The 17,309-nt window shown below is 69.0% G+C and carries 16 protein-coding genes; 9 read left to right on the top strand and 7 right to left on the bottom strand.

The features are described 5' to 3' along the window. Positions 1-85 precede the first annotated feature (85 nt). The 5 genes from C8E96_RS08325 to C8E96_RS08345 are packed head-to-tail and all read left to right on the top strand — an operon-like array spanning position 86 to position 5,248. Positions 86-1,720 (top strand): TM0106 family RecB-like putative nuclease, encoded by a 1,635-nt coding sequence (locus C8E96_RS08325; protein WP_176926855.1) that lies wholly within the window; start codon positions 86-88, stop codon positions 1,718-1,720. Positions 1,721-1,728: 8 nt separating this feature from the next. Continuing rightward, on the top strand, positions 1,729-2,814 hold the full coding sequence (locus C8E96_RS08330; RefSeq protein ID WP_091383673.1) for an S-(hydroxymethyl)mycothiol dehydrogenase: 1,086 nt from the start codon (positions 1,729-1,731) through the stop codon (positions 2,812-2,814). After that, positions 2,814-3,440, top strand: coding sequence for an MBL fold metallo-hydrolase (locus C8E96_RS08335; protein WP_091383672.1), 627 nt, complete (start codon positions 2,814-2,816; stop codon positions 3,438-3,440). The genes C8E96_RS08330 and C8E96_RS08335 overlap by 1 nt, the downstream gene beginning before the upstream one ends. Positions 3,441-3,490: 50 nt before the next feature. Further along, positions 3,491-4,657 (top strand): L-histidine N(alpha)-methyltransferase, encoded by a 1,167-nt coding sequence (locus C8E96_RS08340; protein ID WP_133794262.1) that lies wholly within the window; start codon positions 3,491-3,493, stop codon positions 4,655-4,657. Then, positions 4,658-5,248, top strand: a complete 591-nt coding sequence (locus C8E96_RS08345) for a hypothetical protein (RefSeq protein ID WP_091383670.1) — start codon at positions 4,658-4,660, stop codon at positions 5,246-5,248. It begins immediately after the preceding gene. On the opposite strand, the gene C8E96_RS08350 is transcribed toward C8E96_RS08345, so the two are convergent. Beyond that, positions 5,191-5,949: an SDR family NAD(P)-dependent oxidoreductase gene (locus C8E96_RS08350; protein WP_091383669.1), complete on the bottom strand. Its 759-nt coding sequence runs from the start codon at positions 5,947-5,949 to the stop codon at positions 5,191-5,193. The genes C8E96_RS08345 and C8E96_RS08350 overlap by 58 nt on opposite strands. A 124-nt stretch (positions 5,950-6,073) precedes the next feature. After that, positions 6,074-7,021 (bottom strand): oxidoreductase, encoded by a 948-nt coding sequence (locus tag C8E96_RS08355; RefSeq protein WP_091383722.1) that lies wholly within the window; start codon positions 7,019-7,021, stop codon positions 6,074-6,076. 93 nt (positions 7,022-7,114) lie between these two features. On the opposite strand from C8E96_RS08355, the gene C8E96_RS08360 reads away from it, so the two are divergent. After that, positions 7,115-8,077 (top strand): aldo/keto reductase, encoded by a 963-nt coding sequence (locus C8E96_RS08360; RefSeq protein ID WP_091383668.1) that lies wholly within the window; start codon positions 7,115-7,117, stop codon positions 8,075-8,077. Positions 8,078-8,194: 117 nt separating this feature from the next. Here the strand turns inward: C8E96_RS08360 and C8E96_RS08365 are convergent, their stop codons facing one another. The 3 genes from C8E96_RS08365 to C8E96_RS08375 all read right to left on the bottom strand — a co-directional run bounded on the left by C8E96_RS08365 (position 8,195) and on the right by C8E96_RS08375 (position 10,812). Then, on the bottom strand, positions 8,195-8,725 hold the full coding sequence (locus C8E96_RS08365) for a DUF1697 domain-containing protein (RefSeq protein WP_091383667.1): 531 nt from the start codon (positions 8,723-8,725) through the stop codon (positions 8,195-8,197). Continuing rightward, positions 8,722-10,479: a long-chain-acyl-CoA synthetase gene (locus C8E96_RS08370; protein ID WP_091383666.1), complete on the bottom strand. Its 1,758-nt coding sequence runs from the start codon at positions 10,477-10,479 to the stop codon at positions 8,722-8,724. Before C8E96_RS08370 ends, C8E96_RS08365 begins: the two co-directional genes overlap by 4 nt. Positions 10,480-10,572: 93 nt before the next feature. After that, positions 10,573-10,812 (bottom strand): hypothetical protein, encoded by a 240-nt coding sequence (locus C8E96_RS08375; protein ID WP_133794264.1) that lies wholly within the window; start codon positions 10,810-10,812, stop codon positions 10,573-10,575. 340 nt (positions 10,813-11,152) lie between these two features. Here C8E96_RS08375 and gmd point away from each other — a divergent pair, with 340 nt between their 5' ends. From gmd to C8E96_RS08390, 3 genes are read left to right on the top strand one after another with little or no spacing between them, the layout of a single operon-like run. Beyond that, positions 11,153-12,148, top strand: a complete 996-nt coding sequence (gene gmd, locus C8E96_RS08380) for a GDP-mannose 4,6-dehydratase (protein ID WP_166657920.1) — start codon at positions 11,153-11,155, stop codon at positions 12,146-12,148. After that, positions 12,145-13,095, top strand: coding sequence for an FkbM family methyltransferase (locus tag C8E96_RS08385; protein WP_091383664.1), 951 nt, complete (start codon positions 12,145-12,147; stop codon positions 13,093-13,095). Before gmd ends, C8E96_RS08385 begins: the two co-directional genes overlap by 4 nt. A gap of 19 nt (positions 13,096-13,114) precedes the next feature. Continuing rightward, on the top strand, positions 13,115-13,819 hold the full coding sequence (locus C8E96_RS08390) for a class I SAM-dependent methyltransferase (RefSeq protein WP_133794265.1): 705 nt from the start codon (positions 13,115-13,117) through the stop codon (positions 13,817-13,819). On the opposite strand, the gene C8E96_RS08395 is transcribed toward C8E96_RS08390, so the two are convergent. Both C8E96_RS08395 and C8E96_RS08400 read right to left on the bottom strand, forming a co-directional pair. Continuing rightward, the gene (locus tag C8E96_RS08395) at positions 13,810-16,170 is read right to left on the bottom strand and encodes a glycosyltransferase family 4 protein (RefSeq protein WP_091383662.1); all 2,361 of its coding nucleotides are present in this window, start codon (positions 16,168-16,170) and stop codon (positions 13,810-13,812) included. The two genes, C8E96_RS08390 and C8E96_RS08395, sit on opposite strands and share 10 nt — an antisense overlap. Further along, positions 16,161-17,303, bottom strand: a complete 1,143-nt coding sequence (locus C8E96_RS08400; RefSeq protein ID WP_091383661.1) for a methyltransferase domain-containing protein — start codon at positions 17,301-17,303, stop codon at positions 16,161-16,163. Before C8E96_RS08400 ends, C8E96_RS08395 begins: the two co-directional genes overlap by 10 nt. Positions 17,304-17,309 lie beyond the last annotated feature (6 nt).

Genomic DNA, 17,309 nt, shown 5'->3' on the forward strand with positions numbered 1-17,309 from the left:
CGCCCACCCGCCCGCACCATCACCTGGTAGGCGACCAGGACCCAGAATTCCGGGGAGGCGCGCTGCGACAACTAAGCTGCAAAGCGTGACTACAACGGTGCTACTCGACGCCGGCGTGGTGAGCCGCTGCAGGCGCCGTGTTCACCTGGAACACGATCCGGCCGCCCGGGACTCGCCGCGCGGGGCGCCCGACCCCACCGCTGAGCTGCGCAAAGCCGACGCGGCGGCGCACCGGCGGGAGATCGCCGACCAGCTCGCGGCCAAGTTCGGCGACGACTGGGTTGAGATCCCGGCGGGGCGCAGCGTCGAGCGTGAGGCCGCCACCGCCGTCGCGCTGGAGGCCGGTGCGCGGTTCATCTGGTCCGCCCAGCTCCCGCGTGACCCCGAAGGCGGCAGGCGCGGCGCGATCGACCTGCTCGTGCGCACCGAACACGGGTATGTCCCGGTTCTCGTGGTCCGGCACAAGGTGAGCGATCCCGGCACCGGTGCCCGCACGTCGCCGATCGCCGACATCACCAACATCGGCGGCGAGCCCGACCAGACCCGCAAAGTCCGTCCCCAGCCGCGCGATCAGCTGCGGCTCGCGCACACGCTGCGGCTGCTGAGCGCCGCCGGGTACGCCGACGACCGGCACGCCCTCGCGGGGGTCATCGGCCTCGACGGCGACGTCGTCGTCTGGCATGACCTGACCGCGCCGACCTGGCCCGGCGGGCGGACCGCACTCGCCGAGTATGAGGTCCGCTTCGCCGACCGCGTCGCCGTGGCGACCGCGGCCGCGACCGGCGGCGAGCCGCTCGCCCAGCCGTCGCGCATCGTCGAGTGCCGCAGCTGCCCGTGGTGGCCGGTGTGCAGCCAGAAGCTGCTCGACACCCGCGATGTGAGTCTCGTGGTGCGCGGCGAGGACGCCGGGTTCCTCCGCGCCGCCGGGGTCACCACGGTCGACGCCCTCGCCGCGCTCGACGTCGACGACGCCGACGTCGCGCCGCTGGTCGGGATGCCGCTGCCGGACGCCGTCGGGCTGGCCCGCGCCTGGCTGGCCGACCTCACCGTCGTGCGCCGCAACGAGTCCGTGCACGTGCCCCGCGCCGACGTCGAGGTCGACGTCGACATGGAGAGCTTCGGTGACGCGGGCGCCTACCTGTGGGGCGCGCTGCTCTCCGGCGCCGATATCGGCATCGAGCACGGCTACCGCGCGTTCGTCACGTGGGATCCGCTGCCCACCGACGACGAGGCCCGCTCGTTCGCCGAGTTCTGGCAGTGGTTCGCGTCGGTGCGCGAGGCGGCGGTCGCGCGCGGCCTGACGTTCCGCGCCTACTGCTACAACGAGCTGGCGGAGAACCGCTGGCTGCTGGCGTCGGCGAAGCGTTTCGCGGGCAAGCCCGGCATCCCCACCCGGCGCGAGGTGCTGACGTTCATCGAGTCCGACGAGTGGGTCGACCTGTTCGGCAGCGTCCGCGAGCACTTCCTGTGCTCGCACGGCAAGGGGCTCAAGACGATCGCGCCCGCGGCGGGCTTCGCCTGGCGCGACGCCGAGGCGAGCGGCGAGAATTCGATGCGCTGGTACCGGGCGGCGGTCGGGATGGACGGCGACGAACCGGATACCGTGCAGCGCACCCGGCTCCTGGAGTACAACGAGGACGACGTGCGCGCCACGGCGGTGCTGCGCGGCTGGATGTCATCGCCGGAAGTCAACAAGATCCCGTTCGTCGGAGACCTCTAGGAGCAGGCATGGCCCAGAACGTTCGCGGTGTCATCGCAAGAGCGAAGGGCCAGCCGGTCTCCGTCGAGACGATCGTGATTCCCGACCCGGGTCCGGGCGAAGCGGTGGTGAAGGTCCAGTCCTGCGGCGTCTGCCACACGGATCTGCACTACCGCGAGGGCGGAATCAACGACGAGTTCCCGTTCCTGCTCGGCCATGAGGCCGCGGGGATCGTGGAGACCGTCGGTGAGGGTGTCACCAACATCGAGCCCGGCGACTTCGTCATCCTGAACTGGCGCGCGGTGTGCGGCCGGTGCCGCGCCTGCCTCAAGGGCAAGCCCTGGTACTGCTTCGACACCCACAACGCCGCCCAGCCGATGACCCTCGAAGACGGCACGCCGCTGTCACCCGCGTTGGGGATCGGTGCGTTCGCCGAGAAGACGCTGGTCCACAGTGGACAATGCACGAAGGTCGACCCGGAAGCGAGTCCGACCGCTGTGGGTCTGCTCGGCTGCGGTGTCATGGCCGGGCTGGGCGCGGCGCTCAACACCGGCGGGGTCTCGCGTGGCGACACGGTCGCGGTGATCGGCTGCGGCGGCGTCGGCGACGCGGCCATCGCCGGGTCGAAGCTCGCCGGCGCGACGACGATCATCGCCGTCGACGTCGACGACCGGAAACTGGAGTGGGCCAAGGGAATCGGCGCCACGCACACCATCAACGCCAAGTCCGGCGACCCGGTCGAAGCCATCAAGGAACTCACCGGCGGCTTCGGCGCGGACGTCGTTATCGACGCCGTCGGTCGCCCGGAGACGTGGAAGCAGGCGTTCTACGCGCGCGACCTCGCGGGCACCGTCGTGCTGGTCGGGGTGCCGACTCCGGACATGACGATCGAGATGCCACTGATCGACTTCTTCTCCCGCGGCGGCTCGCTCAAGTCGAGCTGGTACGGCGACTGCCTGCCCTCGCGCGACTTCCCGTACCTGGTCGACCTCTACCGCCAGGGCCGCCTCGACCTCGACGCGTTCGTCTCCGAGACCATCGCGCTCGACGGTGTCGAGGACGCGTTCGACCGCATGCACCACGGCGACGTGCTCCGCTCGGTCGTGGTGTTCTGATGAGCGCCCGCATCGACTACGTCGTCACCTCCGGCACGTTCAACCACGACGGCGAGACCCACGAGGTCGACAACAACGTCTGGATCATCGGCGACGACGACGAGGTGGTGATCATCGACGCCGCCCACGACGCCGACGAGATCCTCGCCGCGGTCGACGACCGCCGGGTCAAGGCGATCATCTGCACGCACGCCCACGACGACCACATCAACGTCGCCGAAGACCTGGCGAAGGTGACCGACGCGCTGGTCATGCTGCACCCCGCCGACGAGGAGCTGTGGCGCCACCTCTACCCGGACGACGACTTCGAGTCGCTGTTCGACGGCGAGGTCATCGAGGTCGCGGGCATCGAGCTGCACATCATCCACACGCCGGGCCACACACCAGGCGGCATCTCCATCTACGCGCCCGAACTCGACGCCGTCTTCACCGGCGACACCCTGTTCCGCGGCGGGCCGGGGGCGACGGGCCGCTCGCTCAGCGACTTCCCGACGATCATCGACTCGATCACCGAGCGGCTCTTCGAGCTCCCGTCGGAGACGATCGTCCATACGGGCCACGGTGATTCGACGTCCATCGGCCAGGAGGCCCCTGATCTTGACGAATGGCTCCAACGCGGCCACTAGTAGTCAGTAGGCTACGGACGGCAAGTTCTGACTCCGGGGAGGCGCCGTCCGTGACCGCTGATGAGAGACCACTGCCAGGCGACTTGGCCAAGGCCATCGAGGAGTCGGACTTCGCGTGGTCGCTCGTGCTCGTCGGTGAGGACCAGTCGAGCAAGCTCGCGTCGCTGACCTCGGACCTGCGCGGCAAGCCGTCGCCCAACGGCGAGGGCAAGCAGATCACCTCGGGCTACCAGTACTGGGGGATAGGGCCGACGATCGCCTGGGCGCACGCCTGCTCCGACCCGTTCTACCAGGTCATGAAGCAGAGCCTGGAGTCGTTCACCCGGCGCTGGCGGCGGATCAGCGGCAAGGTCGGCGGGTCGCCGTTCCACTACGTCTGCCTCGGCGCGGGCACCGGCCACAAGGACCGGCAGATCCTGGAGACCCTGCTCGCCGACAACCCGGACATGTTCTATTTCCCGGTCGACATCAGCTCGGAGATGCTCCGCCTGGGCACCAACGAGTCGACCCGCGGCCTGGGCATGGCCGGCCACCAGATCATCCCGGTGCACCTCGACTTCGCGATCATCGAGAACCTGCGCGAACTGGGCAAACTGCTGCGCAGCATCGTCGGCGACGAGCCGATCCTGTACTCGCTGCTCGGCAACACGATGGCCAACTTCGACGACGACTCCGAGATCCTGTCCAGCCTGACGTCGCTGTTGCGCCCGCAGGACCGGTTCCTGCTGGAGGTCGCGACCACCGACGACGTGACCGACGATCTCGCCCGCCAGGTGGTCGAGGAGTACGCGCGGAGCCGGGCGTACAAGGAGTTCGTCACCAGCGCGTTGCTGCACAACTCCGACCTGACGATCGACATGGAGTCCGTGCAGTTCCGCGGTTCCGTCGAGCCCGGGCGTGCGCTCAAGGTGAAGGTGATCTACCAGAACCGCAGCGGCGGCGACATCCAGATGACCCTGCCCGACCGCACCCGCGTGCTGTTCCCGGACAACGACACGATCCTGCTGCAGGTCACCAGGAAGTACGCCCGCAAGGCCCTCGACGAGATCCTCACCCGCTGCGGCCTGCGCCGGGTCGCGGCCACCCACTCCGACTTCCGGACCCAGCGGGCCTCGCCCGGGTTCGGCATGGAACTGGTCCTGCTCGGCCGCGCCCAGGGCGGCGAACCGGCGCCCACGCAACGCCGGACCAGGGCGGACGAGATCTGGGCGAACTAAGTGACCCGAGTAGCGATCACGGTCGTCACCTTCGCCGCGCTCGCGGTGGCGCTGGCGCTCGGCGTGACGTGGTTCGTGATCTCCGAGCCCGGCCAGCGCTTCGAGCCCGCGGTCAACACCTTGGCGCTGCTCGCGGGCATCACCGGCATCTTCGCCGAACGCTGGGCGGCGCAACGGGAACGGCGGCAGCAGGCGATCGAGTCCATCGAGTCGGAACTCGCCCGCAACCGCGAAGTGCTGGCGGGCGCGGAATTCAGCGACGACGCCCCCGGCGGCCGCAAGCTTTACCCGCGGCTGCTGCACTCGGCCGTCGACTCGGCGTTCACCTCAGGGGCGCTGAGCCCGCGCAAGGACACGGAGCTGATCTCGCTGCTGCACCAGTGGCGCGGCGAGGTCAGCTCGGTCAACCGGCGGCTCGAACTCACCGAGATGCTGATGTTCACCACCGCGTCCGCCGATGAGGCCGACGACTTCAACAAGGCGCTCCGCACGTTCATGCCGACCGTGCGGAGCCACCTCGACGAAGTGGAGACCTACCTCGGCGCCATGCGCAGCGAGCCGTCGAGACGGATCACCTCGCCGTTGAGGTAGTCCTGGTCGATGATCGACAGCGCGAGCTTCGCGTACTCCTCGGGCTTGCCGAGGCGCTTCGGGAAGGGCACACCCTCGGCGAGCGCGGCCCGGAACTCGTCGGACACGGTCGCGAGCATCGGGGTGTCGATGATGCCGGGGGCGATGGTGAGCACCCGGATTCCCGACGTCGCCAGGTCGCGCGCGGCCGGGAGGTTCAGGCCCACGACACCACCCTTGGACGCGGAGTAGGCGGCCTGCCCGATCTGGCCGTCGAAGGCGGCGATCGAGGCGGTGTTGATGATGACGCCACGCTGGTTGTGGTCGAGGGCTTCCGTCTGCGCGATGGCGGCGGCGGCCAGGGTGACCACGTTGAACGTGCCGATCAGGTTGACCTCGATGACCTTGCGGAACAAGTTGAGGTCGTGCGGGCCCTTCTTGGACAGGATGCGAGCCGAAGGCCCGATCCCGGCGCAGTTGACCACGACACGCAGCGGCTTGCCGGACGCCACAGCGGCGTCGACGGCGGCCTGGACCTGCTCGGGGTCGGTCACGTCGGTGGGGACGTAGGTGATGCCCTCGACCTGCGGCGCGGTCTCGATGGCGGCGGGCAGATCGAGCGCGAAGACACTCGCACCCTGCGCGGCGAGCGCCTGCGCGGTGGCCCCACCGAGGCCGGACGCTCCTCCGGTGACGATGGCCGCGGTGCCGTCGATCTGCATCCCGATATCCCTTCACGCCCTGCCGTGCGCCACCGCACGGCTACCGCCGGGAAGGTTAACGCCCGTTCAGCCCCGGCCCCACTTGGATGTGCGCGACATCCCAGTGCGGCCGGGGCTCAGCAGGTTATCGAGCGAGACCGAAATCAGTCCCGGTCAGCTCTTCACTCACGTCCCACAGGCGCTTGGCCAGTTCGCGGTCGCGGGCGGCCTCAAGGGGCTCCACCAGGGTGGGATACCCCTTCTGCTCGCGCCGCCCGTTGGGCCCGACGAACTGCCCGCTCTCGATGTCCGGGTGGGTCGCCGCATACAGCTGCGGCAACGCCCCCATCTCGGCTTCCTGGGCCATGAACTTGTTCGACATCTTCAAGGCCAGCTTCGCCACGCCGGTCGGCCCGGAGGTCTGCAGGTTCGTCGCCGAATACCCCGGATGCGCCAGCACGCTGGCCACCGTGAACCCGTTGGCCCGCAGCCTGCGGTGGAACTCCAGACCGAACACCACGTTGGCGAGTTTGGACTGCGAGTAGTAGCCGCTGCGCGAGTACTTGTGCTCGCCGTGCAAATCGTCGAAATGGATCCGGCCGCGCTTGTGCATGAACGAGCTGACAGTCACGACCCGCGGGTCGCGCCCCGACTTCAGCTTGTCCAGCAGCAGGCCGGTGAGTGCGAAATGGCCCAGGTGGTTGACGGCGAACTGCAGCTCGTAACCCTGGGCGCTCTCCGAACGCGGCGGCATCATCACGCCCGCGTTGTTGATGAGGATGTCGACCTGGTCGACGGTGTCGGCGAAAGCGGTCACCGTGTCCAGGTCGGCGAGGTCGACGAGGCGGGTCTCGATGCTCGCCTCGGGCTGCTCGGTGCGGATGGCCTCGACCGCCTCGGCGCCCTTGGCGGCGTCGCGGGCGGTCAGGATGACGTGGGCGCCGTGTCGGGCCAGCTCACGGCTGGTCTGGAAGCCCAGGCCGCTGTTGCCACCGGTCACGATGGCGGTGCGGCCGACCAGGTCGGGGATATCGGCGGCGGTCCACCCGGGGGCGGACACCGCCCCCGGATCGTCCTCGGGTGTGGTGCTCATGGTCATAGCCTGCCTTACCGCCTGGCAGGACAGCGATATCGGATCGGCCTTGGCATCTAGATCACATCGCCTGGCCGCCCTACTGTCTGCAGGGTGGAGCTGCGGCACCTGGGTGCGTCCGGGTTGGTGGTGGGAGCGGTCGGACTGGGGTGCAACAACCTGGGCAGGCCGGGCACCCCGACCGAGTCGATCGCTGGCGCGCGCGCCCTGGTCCACGCGGCGCTCGACGCGGGGGTCTCGCTGTTCGACATCGCCGACGTCTACGGCGCCCCGCGCGGCCGCAGCGAGGAGCTTCTCGGCCAGGCGCTGACAGGTCGTCGAGACCACGCGGTCATCGCGACGAAGTTCGGCATGGACATGCAGGGCGGGAGCGGCCCGGACTTCGGCGCCCGCGCTTCGCGCGGGTACATCCGGCGGGCGGTGGAGGCGTCGCTGCGCAGGCTCAACACCGACTGGATCGACCTGTACCAGCTGCACCGGCCCGATACCGGCACGCCGATCGCGGAGACCCTGGGCGCGCTGGACGACCTGGTCCGCGAAGGCCACGTGCGCTACGCCGGGGTGTGCAACCTGGCGGCCTGGCAGATCGCCGACGCCGCCTGGATCGCGAAGACCAACAACGTCGTCGCCCCGGCGACCGCGCAGAACCACTACTCGCTGCTCGAACGCGACGCCGAGCGCGAGCTCTTGCCCGCGTGCGAACGGTTCGACGTGAGCCTGCTGCCGTACTTCCCGCTGGCCAACGGCCTGCTGACCGGCAAATACACCCGCGACCAGCCACCGCCTGCCGGTTCCCGGCTGGCCAACCGCCAGCGCCTGATCGACGACGCCCCCTGGCACAAGATCGAGAAACTCCGCGCCTTCGCCTCTTCGCGCGGCATCACGATGGCGACCCTCGCCATCGGCTGGCTGGCCACCCAACCCGCAGTGGGCTCGGTCATCGCCGGCGCCACCACCCCGAACCAGGTGATCGCCAACTCCAACGCCCTGCACTGGAGCCCCACCCAGGAAGACCTCGACGCCATCGACGAGATCTGCCCGCCCACCCGCCGCTGAGTTATCCACAGGACTTGTCCACAGTGTGCACAAGTGTTCGAACGCGAGTCGCCCCTTCCGGCAAGCGAGTCGCCCGTTCAGGCCAATGAGTTCGACATTCGGAACGTTTCACACCGCTCAGAGAGCCGCGCCGATCTTTACCACGGTGTTCCAGTTGCGGGCGGTGGCCGCGATTTTGGTCCGTTTCGCGACCAGCGGGACGAGTTCCGGCGCCTGCAGAATGCCGTCCGGGCACCACTGGTAGACGACCCGCGAACCGATGCGGATGTGGTCCGGCGCCAGCGCGACCACCTCGTCGGCCAACGCCGGATCCAAGTCCTCCGACAGGAACACAGCCAGCATCCGAGACCCGTTGTCGGCCAGGTCGACCAGCGGGTGCCCGTCGATCACGGCCTGGAGCTCGTCGGCCGTCCGCGCCAGGCAGCGCGTGGTGAGACCCAGGTCCGCGAGCGCTTTCTCGATCCGCTTCTCGACCGCGGCGGGCTTGGCGGCGTTGCCTTTGGCGGAGAACACGGCATTGCCGCTCTGCAGCAGCGTCCGAACGTCGTCATAGCCCAAGTCGGACAGCACGGTGCGAAAGTCGGCCATGGCGATCTTCTTGTTTCCGCCGACGTTCACTCCGCGCAGCAGAGCGGCAATTCGGGTCATACCCGAATTCTGCCCGCTGCCACCTCGTCCGGATACGACGGATACCAGGGCACGTACTGGTCGCCGGTGAAGACGAACAGCGGATCGGTCACCGAGCGGGCATAGCCCTCGTCGCGCAGGTCCACCTTGCGCGACTTGAACGTCGACGTCTGCTCGACCTCGTTGATCACCCGCACGAACAGCGGGATCGCGTAGGTCGGGAGTCGCTCGGCGAGGTGCTTGCCCAGGACCTCGCCGTCGAACTGGGCGCCGTCACGCAACTTCACCGCGGCCATTCCGGCCTTGCCGTCGGTCCCCGGCACGGCGACGCCGTAGACCACGGCCTGCTCGACGTCCGGCCGCTCGCCGATCGCGCCCTCGACCTCGGTCGTGGCGACGTTCTCGCCCTTCCAGCGGAAGGTGTCGCCGAGCCGGTCGACGAACGCGACGTGCTTGAAGCCCTGCATCCGGACCAGGTCACCGGTGTCGAACCAGCAGTCGTCCTTCTTGAAGGCGGCGCGCACGAGCTTGCGCTCGGAGGCCTCGGCGTCGGTGTAGCCGTCGAACGGGGCGCGGCTGGTGACCTTGGTCAGGAGCAGGCCCACCTCGCCGGACTTGACCTTGCGCAGCCGCTCGCCGACCCGCTTGGGCTTGCCGGTGTCGGCGTCGTACTCGACGACCGCGAACGGCAGCGGGCAGGTGCCCGCGGTCTGGTCGATGTTCAGCGCGTTGATGAAGGCCAGGTTGCACTCGCTGGCGCCGTAGAACTCGGCGACCCGCTTGATGCCGAAACGCTCGGTGAACTCGTGCCAGATCTCGGGTCGAAGACCGTTGCCGACGACTACGCGGACCTTGTGCTCGCGCTCGATCGCGCGCGGCGGCTGGTTGAGCAGGTAGCGGCAGAGTTCGCCGATGTAGCAGAACGCGGTGGAACGGGTGCGGACCACGTCGTCCCAGAAGCGGGACGCGGAGAACGACCGGCCGAGCGCGAGCGTCGCGCCCGCGGAAAGGACGGAGGAGAGGGAAACCGTCAAAGCGTTGTTGTGATAGAGCGGGAGACAACAGTAGAGCGTGTCATCGGCCCGCAGGCGCACACCGAGTCCGCCGATTCCGGCCATGCTCTTGAGCCACCGGAAATGCGACATCGAGCTCGCTTTGGGCATCCCGGTCGTGCCCGAGGTGAAGATGTAGAAGGCCGTGGTGGATGCGGCCAGCGTCGCGGTGACCGCGGGATTCGCGGTGGAGGTCGCGCCGTGCGCCAGCGTCTCCAGATCAAGGATCGTCGGCGTGTTGACCTCGTCGAGCGCCTCGCGGTAGTCGCGCCCCGCGACCAGCACCGTGGCGTTGAGCAGCCGCACGCTGTGGTCGAGCACGTCGCCGCGCTGGTTGGTGTTGATCATCCCGACGGCGGCCCCGAGCTTCACCCCCGCGAGCGCGGCGAGCAGCGTCTCCGGCCGGTTGCCTGCCATCACCGCGACCGTCGAGCCCGGTCCCACCCCGTGCGCGGCGTACACCGACGCGTACTGGTTGACCAGCAGGTTCGCCTGGTCATAGGTGATCTCGGTGTTCTCGAAGCGGAGGAACGGGCGCTCGGGGTGCTCAGCGGCGGCGCGCTGGAAGATGTGGCCGATCGAGTCTTTAGTGGTCGGCTTGAGCGTGACCAGGCCGACCGCTCCGCGCGCCATCCTGAGTCCATCCGGCGCGAGTTTCGGCAAGGCGCGCAGGACATCGACGAAGCGGACCTTGCGGGCCGCGAGCTGCTCCGATGCATCCATGCGAAGCGATGCTACTGACAAGTAGATAGCAGGGCTAGAGGCAATGCGGAAGCTCCCGGACGCCGAGATGCTCACCTTTGCGCAATCACGAGATCAATTTTTGTCAATGACCCGTTCGGGCGTCCGGCGAAAGCGTGCGGTGCACAAGGTCAACCGCTTGTCCGGGAGTACACGCACGGTCGTGACCAGCCAAATGCCGGGTTCGGCGGCTTTTCGATCAAGAAAGTCGGCGGCGCGCGGACGGGCGTAATCCTGGTGCCATTGGGTGCGGCTCCTGCCCTTCTTGTGGAAGCAGAATCCGCTGCCGTCGGCCTTCTCGATGTACAGGAGCACACGTTCGTACTTGGAAAATTCGCGCCGGTACTCAAGGGGGTAGTGCCGCCTCCACCTGGCGCTCACTGATCAGCGCCGGGTCGGCCTATCGGTCAGCGCTACCACCAGCCGCACCACGAACACGATCGCGACCGTGACCAACGACAAGATCTGAAACCACATCATCGCCTCCAAGGGCTTGTGATTCGACCGATGCTCCTCCGTTCACCCGTCCGCACAGCGAGGCCCGCGTCGACACGCCCACCAGCCACCCATCCGGGTTACATCGCGGTGTGGGTCCCAGGCCCCGACATGCGCCATCCGGGGTATGTGAGCTGCGGGCGTTCTCTATTCTTGGGCAATGCGACGTGCGTTGATCACCGGTATCACCGGTCAAGACGGCAGATACCTTGCCGAGCTCCTCCACAGCCAGGGCTACGAGGTGTTCGGCCTGCTCAAGGGGCAGAACAACCCGCGCAGCGACATGGTTCAGGCCGAACTGCCGTTCGTCGAGTTCGTCGCGGCGGACCTGCAGGACCTCTCCAGCCTGGTGGCCGCCCTCGAACAGGTGCAGCCAGACGAGGTCTACAACCTGGGCGCCATCTCCTTCGTCGCGCTCAGCTTCAAGCAGGCCGAGCTGACCGCCAACGTCACCGGCCTCGGCGTGCTCCGGCTCCTCGAAGCCATCCGGATGGTCGGCGGCAGCGTCAACAACCCGATCCGCTTCTACCAGGCGTCCAGCTCCGAGATGTTCGGCAAGGTCCGCGAATCGCCGCAGGTGGAGACCACGCCGTTCTACCCGCGTTCGCCCTACGGCTGCGCCAAGGTGTTCGGCCACGACATCACGGTCAACTACCGCGACAGCTACGGCCTCTACGCCTGCTCGGGCATCCTGTTCAACCACGAGAGCCCCCGCCGCGGCATCGAGTTCGTGACCAGGAAGGTCACCAACGCCGTCGCGCGGATCAAGCTCGGCCTGCAGGAGACGCTGGTCCTCGGCGACATGGACCCGCGCCGCGACTGGGGATTCGCCGGCGACTACGTCAAGGCGATGTGGCTGATGCTGCAGCAGGACGAGCCGGACGACTACGTCGTCGCCACCGGCCACACCCACAGCGTCCGCGACTTCGTCAACGCCGCGTTCTGCCACGTCGGTTTGGACGACTGGGAGGGTTTCGTCACCCAGGACCCGCGCTTCTTCCGCCCCGCCGAGGTCGACCTGCTGGTCGGCGACGCGACGAAGGCGCACGAGAAGCTGGGTTGGAAGCCTGAAGTCGACTTCGAGCAGCTCGTGGCGATGATGGTCGAGAACGACCTGCAGATCGAGGCGGCCAAGGCAGGTCTGAAGGTCCCGTGATCTCCTACGCGCAGAACGCCGAGGATGTGGTCCTCGCCCGACTCTTCGGGGGCCAGGCGTCCGGGCGCTACGTGGACATTGGGGCGGGCGACCCGGTCGAGGCCTCGGTCACCAAGGCCTTCTACGACCTGGGCTGGCGGGGCATCAACATCGAGCCCATCCCGGCGCTGGGCGCGGCCCTGCGCGCCGCCCGACCGGACGACGTGACCCTCGGCGTCGCGGTCGGCGCGGGCAAGGGGACGGCCACCCTCCATGTCGTCGACGAGGAGTGGGGCTGGTCCACCCTCGACCAGGATCTCGCCGGGCACTACCGCGACGACCGCTCGTGGCGGGTCGACGAGATCGAGGTCGACGTGCTCACGCTGGCCGACATCCTCGACCAGTACCCCGGGCCGGTCGACTTCCTCAAGGTCGACGTCGAAGGCGCCGAACAAGACGTGATCGACGGCGGCGACTGGACCCGGCACCGCCCGCGGGTGCTCGTCGTGGAGGCCACCGAACCCGGTTCGCCCACGCCGGCGCACCAGGCGTGGGAGCCGACGCTGCTCGCCGCGGGCTACCGGTGCGCCCTGTTCGACGGCCTCAACCGGTTCTACGCGCAGGCCGACGACACCGAGGCGCTCGACAAGCTCTCGGTGCCCGCCAACGTCTTCGACAAGTACCAGCCCTACGCCGCCCACCAGCAGGCGAAGACCCTCGCGGACATCGCTTCCGTGCGGGCGGCGGAGTCCGGGTACATCCGCAGGCTTGAGGAATCGCTGCGCGAGAGCAGCGAGGCGGCGGCCCGGGACGCGGAGCACCACCAGTCGCTGGAGGCGGCGATCAGCGCGCTTCGGGCCGACCTGGTGAAGTCCCACCGCTACTCCGCCGCGCTGGAAAGCCGGATCGCCGAACTCGAGAACCTGCTGGCCGCGAGCGCCCCCGCTCGTCCGACGAACACGCACTGAAGCCGTTACGATCGTTTGCGTGACGACGACTACCGACGCACAAACCCTTCAGCACGCCAGGAACATGGTCGACCGGGTCAACGCCGCGGGCGGTTCCTATCACCAGTTGGAGCTCGGCCCCGGCCTGGTGATCAAGGGCGACTACGACATGCGGAAGTACTTGTCGTATTACAAGATCGCCGACCGGCTCGACGGCACGACCGTCCTTGACGTGGGCACCTCCAGCGGATTCTTCGCCCTGGAGGCGCACCGGCGCGGCGCCACGGTGACGGCGATCGATATCTGGGCGGACGACTGTCTGCTCGCGGAGATCAGCCAGACGATGGGCCTCGACCTCACCTACGTCTCCAAGAACATCTACGACCTGGACCCGACGTTCGGCAAGTTCGACCTGGTCATCTGCGGGTCGCTGCTGCTGCACCTGCCGGACCCGGTCGGCGCGCTCCGTGCGCTGCGCGCGGTCACGGGCAACCGGCTGGTCATCTCGACCGCGGCGACCCCGGACAGCGCCGAGTCCGCGGAGCCGGTCTGCCACTTCGTCGGCAGGCACGCCGACGACGGTGACTACTGGGCCTACTGGACCGTCGGCGCGGTCGCGCTGCGGCAGATGCTGCTCGCCGCCGGGTTCTCCCGGGTCGAGGACATCGACCACTTCACCCTGCGGACCGAGGACGACCGGGTCGACTACTCGGTGCCGCACGTGGTGATGTCGGCCTACGTCTGATCGAGCCTGATCTCGGCCAGACGCCGGGCCATCACCGCGCCCACGGCCTGCGGGCTGCAGATCTCCCGGATGGCCCGCGCCGCCCGCGCACCCATGTCCTGGCGCAGCGGCTCGTTGGTGGCCAGCCTGCGCAGCCAGCGAGCGGCCTGGCCGACGTCCGGATCGGCCCACATCTGGCCGACCTGGTACCAGTCGCCGAACGCGGCGCCGAACCGGTGGTCGCGCTCGCTGATGACCCGAGGCCGGTAGCCCACGACCGCGGCCGAACCCGGTGGCATGAAGTCGGTGTTGCCGCCGAACCCGGTCGCGACGACCGCCTTGCCCAGCGACATCGCTTCCGCCATGCCGAGGCCGAAGCCCTCCGAGCGGTGCAGCGAGACGTAGACGTCGCACGTGGCCAGCAGGGTGTCCATCTCGTGCCGGGTCAGGTGCTCGCTGATGATCGTGCCGCCGACACTGTTCACCGCCTCGGTCAGCGCGGCGCCAAGCTCGGGGAACACCTCCAGGTCCACCACTTTGACGACCAGGTGCGCCTTGGTGCCGCGTTCCTCCGGCGGGAACGCCTGCCGGTAGGCCTCGACGACCGCCCACGGGTTCTTCCGCGCGTCACTCGACGACGCGCTGAAGGTGAACAGCACGGCGATGCCGTCGTCGGGAATCCCGAATCGCGCGCGGTCGGCGGTGACGCCCGTGATCTCGGGGACGACACAGGGGACGACGGTGATCGGGATGTCGGTCACCGTGCGGAAAGCCTCGCCGACGAAGGACGACAGCACCCAGAGTTCGTCGAGCCGCGGTAGCTGGGTGAGCGTCTGGCTCACCACTTCCGGCAGTTCCCAGGCCCACAGGCCGATCGTGTACCGGTCGAGCGCGCTCGGCGGGATCAGCGCGAACTCGTTGAGGTTCACCAGCCACAGGTCGATCGGGTAGTCCTTGCCGCTGCGCAGATCGGCGAGCGTGCGCGAGACGGGCAGCGACCGGTTGGGGGCGCGGGTGTTGAACTCGGTGAAGGTCATCGGGACGCCTGCCTCGACCAAGGCCAGCGAATGCCTGCGGGCCGACTCGGCGAGCCCGGTCGTGGCACGGGCGTCGGCGAACACGTTCACGCCGACGGGGGCAGGTTCGGTGTCGGTCCGGTGGGCCCGCATCGCCTCGAGAGCTTCGCGGTAGCGGCGCGCGACAACGGGCCACGACGCCGACGACTCGACGTACCGCTGGGCGGCGGCACCCGCGGCCCGAGTGCTTTCCGGGTCCAGCATCGCGCGTTCCATGACCGCCAGCAGCGCCGCGGCCTCGGCGGCGGGCTCGGTGGGCACGCGGGTGCAGAACGTCTCGTCGAGGTGCCGGTGCTGCGGCAGGTCGCTGGTGATCACGGCTCGGCCCGCGCCGAACGCGCGCATCATCACCGCGCTCGTCTCACCCGCGGTCGGCCACCTGAGGTTGATGACCGTGTCCGTGCAGAGGAAGAAGTCCTCGAACTCATCCATCGCCGGGCTCAGTGCGATGTGGACGGAGTTGTCGACACCGAGTTGCGCGATCGTCGCTTCGACGTCGGCGAGCACGGCCTTGTCGTCGGCGTGCCCGCAGATGAGCAGCCGCGCCTGCGGCCAGCGCCGCCGGATCTGCGCGAACGCGAGGACCGCGACGAGTGCGCGCTTGATCCGGTTGAACCCGCCGAAGACACCGAACACCACGTCGTCGTCGCGCCAGCCGAGCTTCGCGCGGGTCGCCGACCGCCTGCTGTCGTCGGTCAGCACCGGCGCGCCGGACGGGACCACGGCGACCGGGACGTCCGGGTAGCGCTCGCGCAGCCACCGCGCCGCGAACTCGTCGTGCACGATGACCCCGTGGCTGCGCTCGATCAGCCGCCGCTCCATGGTCAGCGTCGCACGGTCGAGGGTGCGGACGCCGTCGACATCGATCGCGGGCCACCCGTCGATCAGCGCGGGATCGTCGGCGGCTCCCCAGATCGGGCCATGCGAGTGGCGGACTTCGTCGCGGAACCCCTCGGTGTGGACTCCGCCGAGCAGTTGCGCGTGGAAGTCCATCAGCGAGGTGTCATGCAGGATCACGACCCCCGGCCGCGCCTGCGCCTCTTCGTAGATCCATTCGTGGGCGGGCGCGTGATTTCCCATGTGGTACAAGGGAAGCGCGTCAGCTGACCGGGCGTCGTCCGGGCTGAGCAGCCGGACGCCGGACGGGACTCGCGCCGCCGCGCTGTCCGCGACCGCGTCGACGTCGATCTCGTTCGCGAGAGCGGTGAGCAGCTCGTAGGTGTAGTCCGCGATGCCGCTGCGCGCGGGCGGGAGGGGCGACCACATGACGTGGTGCCCGGTCGACGTCACGCCCATGCGATGAGGCAGTAGTGCTCGACCCCGGTGCGTGGGATCTCACGGATCTCGACCTTTGTGAAGCCCGCGGCCTCGGCGAGGTACCGGGCGAAAGTCGGGTGCACCGGCCGGATCGCGAACGGGTCGACGTGGAAGTCGGCCCCCGCCAACGGTGTCTCGACCAGCAGTACCCCACCGGGGCGCAGCGCCAGCGCCGCCGCCTCGACGAACCTCGCGAGGTCTTCGGGTGTCTGCCGTTCCGCGTAACGGAAAGCGGTGACCGCGCCGAGCGTCCGCCGCGGGGTCGCGGCCAGCGTGTCGAGCGCGGAGTCCGGGCGGACCGTGAGGCCGAGTTCGGCGCAGTGGTCGACCACGACCGGGTTCGTCGACGCCGCGACGAACGGGATTCCCTCGCCCCGCAGCACTTCGAGCCACTCGCCGCGCCCTGGGGCCACGTCGAAGACGGCTGCCCCGGCGTCCTGGCCGCGGGCGTCGCGGACCATGGGCAGGTACTCCGCGCGCCGCGCCCGGGTCAGGTCGGCCGGTCCGTCGAGCAGGGCCGCCACCGAGAGCTCGAGGAAGTCGGGCCTGCCGGGCAGCGTCTCCGCCCGCACCGAGTTCGTGCGGGCCGCGTCCAGGAACGAGTCGAGCCGGGCGTGCCGCAGCGCCGACTCGCGCGCGGTCGCGACCAGTGTCGCGAGGTCGTTCTCGATGGCGTCGAGCCGCGCCTCGACCTGGCCGGCGTGCTCCTGCTTGTCGGCCACCCGCAGCCGCAGGTCACCGATCTCCGAACGAACGCTGCCGATCGCGGCGTAGAGCCGCTGGTTCAGCCCGGCCATCATGTTCTGGTCGCTGCGGCGCAGGTCCTCGATCTCGGCCCGCAGCCCGTCCCGGCTCGCCGCGCTGTGATCGTTGATCTCCGTGACCGCGGCGGAAACCCCGGCGAGTGCCGACCGCTGCTCGTCCGCGATTTCACGGACGGTTCCCAACGCGTCGCGAATGGCGAGGTTGGATTCGACCTGCCATTTGATGCCGCGCCGCCACAGGAAACGCAACGCGAGCCTGCCGAGAATGTCGCCACGCCGCAGCGGCAGCCGCAACTGCTTGTTCTCGTCAAGCCGGGACAGAGCCTCGGCGAAGCGTGCTTCCGACATCGTGTC

Origin of the sequence: Actinokineospora alba, from assembly GCF_004362515.1 — a bacterium.
GTDB classification, from domain to species: domain Bacteria; phylum Actinomycetota; class Actinomycetes; order Mycobacteriales; family Pseudonocardiaceae; genus Actinokineospora; species Actinokineospora alba.

Coding starts and splice junctions, on each gene's coding strand:
- C8E96_RS08330 (WP_091383673.1), top strand. CDS start 1,729: ATGGCCCAGAACGTTCGCGGTGTCATCGCAAGAGCGAAGGGCCAGCCG.
- C8E96_RS08335 (WP_091383672.1), top strand. CDS start 2,814: ATGAGCGCCCGCATCGACTACGTCGTCACCTCCGGCACGTTCAACCAC.
- C8E96_RS08350 (WP_091383669.1), bottom strand. CDS start 5,949: ATGCAGATCGACGGCACCGCGGCCATCGTCACCGGAGGAGCGTCCGGC.
- C8E96_RS08355 (WP_091383722.1), bottom strand. CDS start 7,021: ATGAGCACCACACCCGAGGACGATCCGGGGGCGGTGTCCGCCCCCGGG.
- C8E96_RS08365 (WP_091383667.1), bottom strand. CDS start 8,725: ATGACCCGAATTGCCGCTCTGCTGCGCGGAGTGAACGTCGGCGGAAAC.
- C8E96_RS08370 (WP_091383666.1), bottom strand. CDS start 10,479: ATGGATGCATCGGAGCAGCTCGCGGCCCGCAAGGTCCGCTTCGTCGAT.
- gmd (WP_166657920.1), top strand. CDS start 11,153: ATGCGACGTGCGTTGATCACCGGTATCACCGGTCAAGACGGCAGATAC.
- C8E96_RS08395 (WP_091383662.1), bottom strand. CDS start 16,170: ATGGGCGTGACGTCGACCGGGCACCACGTCATGTGGTCGCCCCTCCCG.
- C8E96_RS08400 (WP_091383661.1), bottom strand. CDS start 17,303: ATGTCGGAAGCACGCTTCGCCGAGGCTCTGTCCCGGCTTGACGAGAAC.